The organism is Micromonospora sp. AMSO12t (genome assembly GCF_008806585.1).
In the GTDB taxonomy this organism is placed as follows: Bacteria; Actinomycetota; Actinomycetes; order Mycobacteriales; family Micromonosporaceae; genus Micromonospora; species Micromonospora reichwaldensis.
Window position 1 is genome coordinate 1 of record NZ_WAAS01000411.1, and the last position, 3,917, is coordinate 3,917.

The 3,917-nt window shown below is 71.9% G+C and carries 3 protein-coding genes; 1 reads left to right on the plus strand and 2 read right to left on the minus strand.

The window, feature by feature from the left end; all coding sequences use genetic code 11:
* A partial coding sequence (locus F6X68_RS31395) for a DsbA family protein (protein WP_151457638.1) occupies nt 1-538 on the minus strand: 538 nt, incomplete at its 3' end.
* Nucleotides 539-621: 83 nt separating this feature from the next.
* Nucleotides 622-1,308, minus strand: a complete 687-nt coding sequence (locus F6X68_RS31400; RefSeq protein WP_151457639.1) for a BON domain-containing protein — start codon at nt 1,306-1,308, stop codon at nt 622-624.
* A gap of 280 nt (nt 1,309-1,588) precedes the next feature.
* On the opposite strand from F6X68_RS31400, the gene F6X68_RS31405 reads away from it, so the two are divergent.
* Nucleotides 1,589-3,917 (plus strand): xyloglucanase (locus F6X68_RS31405; RefSeq protein WP_151457640.1); only part of this gene is annotated, 2,329 nt, incomplete at its 3' end.

Below are 3,917 nucleotides of genomic sequence, written 5' to 3' on the forward strand. Positions count from 1 at the left end.
TGGCGGCGTCGACGGCCGTCAGGAGGTCCGCCAGGTCGTAGTCGCCGTCGTGGCGGGTGCCGTTGACGAACAGGGTCGGGGTGGCGTGGACGCCGCTGCGGATGCCGCCCACGAAGTCCCGCCGCACCCGGTCGCCGTGCGCCTGCCGCTTCACCTCCGCGGCGACCTCGTCGGCGGGCAGGCCGAGCTGCTCCACGCCGAGCGACAGGTGCACGGGGTCGAGCTGGTCCTGGTGCTCGTAGAGCCAGTCGTGCATCGCCCAGAACTGCCCGCGCCGGCCGGCCGCCTCGGCCGCCTCGGCGGCCTGCTCCGCGTACGGGTGCATGTTGGTGATGGGGAAGTGCCGGTACACCAGCCGCACCGTGTCGGCCCGCTGTCGCAGCAGCTCCCGCAGGTTCGCGTACGCGGCTCCGCAGAACCGGCACTGGAAGTCGGCGTACTCGACGATGGTCACCGGCGCGTCCACCGGCCCGCGGACGTTGTCGTGCCCGGTCACCGGGGTCCGCAGGCGGGCGGTGACCTGGAGTGGAGTGGTCATCGGGTCACCTCAGTCATGTCTCCCAGCCTGCTCCGTGACGGGGTGAGGGTGGCTCACCCCGTCCGGGTGGTCCGGCGCCCGGCTCAGCCCAGCACCGGGGCGACCGCGATGTGGTTCTGCACCTCGCGGATGCCCGGCGCGCACCAGACGGTCCGTTCCACCTCGGCCCGCTCCGGCATCGAGTGGACCAGCCCGCCGAGCAGCACGGTGTCGCCGTGCACCCGGACGGTGATCCGCTCCGCCTCGGTGGCCCCGTTGCGGGCCAGCGCGTCGACGATCCGTACCGCCAGGTCGTGCCCGTCCGGCCGGGTGTCCGGGCGGACGGTGATGCCGTTGCTGACCCCGCGTACGCCGGTCAGCCGGGCCACGGCGCGCTCGGCGGCGCGACGCTGGTACTCCCAGTCCACCTCGCCGTGCAGCGTGACCCAGCCGTGCGAGACGGTCACGTCGAGCTGCTCCAGGGGCACGAACGCGTCCCACTCCAGCGTGTGCCCGGCCGCGGCGGCGATGTCCGGGTCGGCGCGTTCCGCGCCGGTGCCCAGGCGTACCGCCAGGTCGTTGGCGACCGCCCGGACGCGCGCCACCCGGTGCGCCGCCCGCTCGGCGGCCCACTTCTTGGCGTAGCTGTCCACCCGGCCGGTCAGGGTGACCACGCCCTCGGCGACCGTCACGCCGATCTCGTGCGGCCGTACCCGGGGTTCCCAGGTCAGCTCGTCGAGGACGGCCGACTGGATGTCCTGGTCGGTACGGCTGATCGTTTCGATGGCCATCTGTCACTCCTCACGGGATAGCTGCCGGTGCGCACGGGTTCGCCGGGACCGATCCTGGCGCCGGGCGGGGTGAGGGCCCCTCACCCCGCCCGGGTGACCCTTGGGAGCGCTTCCAGGCGGCCGGTCGGATCGGTTAGGGTAAGCGCGTTCCTCGGGTGCGGGAGCCGTCGCGCCGATGACCGGAGCCAGGGCAGCTCCGGCGCGATTCCGCACGTACCCGTTGCCGGGTCCGGCCGTCTCCACGTCGGCTCCCGGCGTCCGAACCCGGAAGGAACCGCAGATGCGCAGAAGTTACGCCGGCGCGGTCGTGTCCGCGCTGATCGTCGCCGCGGCCGTCGTGGCGGCACCGTTCACCGCGGCCGGCGCGCCCACCGCCGCAGCCGCCGCCGAGCCGTACACCTGGAAGAACGTCCGGATCGACGGCGGCGGCTTCGTCCCCGGCATCGTCTTCAACCCCACCGAGAAGAACCTGATCTACGCCCGCACGGACATCGGCGGGATGTACCGGTGGACGCAGGCCACGCAGTCCTGGACGCCGCTGCTGGACTGGGTCGGCGAGGACAAGTGGGGCTGGAACGGCGTGGTCAGCGTCGCCACGGACCCGGTGCAGACCAACCGCGTCTACGCGGCCGTCGGGATGTACACCAACGACTGGGACCCGAACAACGGCGCCATCCTCCGCTCGGCCGACAAGGGCGCCACCTGGCAGGTCACCGAGCTGCCGTTCAAGAACGGCGGGAACATGCCCGGCCGGGGCATGGGCGAGCGGCTCGCCGTCGACCCCAACCGGAACAGCATCCTGTACTACGGCGCCGAGGGCGGCAACGGCCTGTGGCGCAGCACCGACTTCGGGGCGACCTGGGCGAAGGTGACCAACTTCCCCAACGTCGGCAACTACCGGGCCGACCCGAGCGACCCGAACGGCTACAACGGCCAGAACCAGGGCCTGACCTGGGTCAGCTTCGACAAGAGCACCGGTACGGCCAGCACCGCCACGCAGACGATCTACGTCGGTGTGGCCGATAAGGAGAACCCGGTCTACCGCAGCACGAACGGCGGCGCCACCTGGGAGCGGATCGCGGGGCAGCCGACCGGCTACCTGGCGCACAAGGGCGTCGTCGACCCGGTGGGCGGCTTCCTCTACATCGCCACCAGCGACACCGGCGGCCCGTACGACGGCGGTAAGGGCGACGTCTGGAAGTTCAGCCGCGCCACCGGCGCGTGGACGCGGATCAGCCCGGTCCCGTCCACCAGCACCGACGCGTACTTCGGCTACAGCGGCCTCACCATCGACCGGCAGAAGCCGAACACCCTCATGGTGGCCACCCAGATCTCCTGGTGGCCGGACGCGATCTTCTGGCGCAGCACCGACGGGGGAGCCACCTGGACCCGGATCTGGGACTTCACCAGCTACCCCAACAGGTCCAAGCGCTACACCATGGACGTCAGCTCGGTGCCGTGGCTGACCTTCGGCAGCAACCCCGCCCCGCCGGAGGAGACCCCGAAGCTCGGCTGGATGAACGAGTCGGTCGAGATCGACCCGCACGACAGCAACCGCTTCATGTACGGCACCGGCGCCACCATCTACGGCAGCACCGACCTCACCAAGTGGGACACCGGCGGCCAGTTCACCATCAAGCCCATGGTCAGGGGCCTGGAGGAGACCGCGGTGCTCGACCTGGTCAGCCTGCCCTCCGGGGCGCCGCTGGTCAGCGCGCTCGGCGACATCGGCGGCTTCCGGCACACCGACCTGGACGCCGTGCCGCCGATGCTGTTCACCCAGCCCACCTTCACCAGCACCACCAGCCTGGACTACGCCGAAACGAAGCCGGCCGTGATGGTGCGCGCCGGCAACTTCACCGACGCGGACCACCCCAACGACAGCCACGTCGCGTTCTCCACCGACGGCGGCGCCAACTGGTTCCAGGGCAGCGAGCCGTCCGGCGTCAACAGCGGCGGCACGGTCGCCGCGTCGGCCGACGGCAGCCGCTTCGTCTGGGCGCCGGGAGACGCCGGTCAGCAGGTGGTGCACTCGGTCGGGTTCGGCAACTCGTGGACCGCGTCGACGGGCATCCCGGCCAACACGACGATCGAGTCCGACCGCGTCGACCCCAACAAGTTCTACGGCTTCAGCGGCGGCAAGCTCTACGTCAGCACCAACGGCGGGGTGAGCTTCACCGCCTCGGCCGCCGCCGGCCTGCCCAGCACCGGCAACGTCAAGTTCAAGGCGCTGCCCGGCAGGGAGGGCGAGCTGTGGCTGGCCGGCGAGGGCGGGCTGTGGCGCTCCACCGACTCCGGGGCCACCTTCACCAAGCAGGCCGGGGTGAACACCGCCGGCAACGTCGGCTTCGGCAAGGCCGCGCCCGGCCGGACGTACCCGGCGCTGTACCTGTTCGGCACCGTCGACGGCCGGCCCGGCGTGCACCGCTCGGACGACACCGGCGCGACCTGGGTGCGGATCAACGACGACCAGCACCAGTACGGCAACGCGGGCGAGGCACTGACCGGCGACCCCCGGGTCTACGGCCGGGTCTACCTCGGCACCAACGGCCGCGGCATCCTGGTGGCGGACCGGCTCGGCGGCACGCCCGACCCGACGCCGACCACCT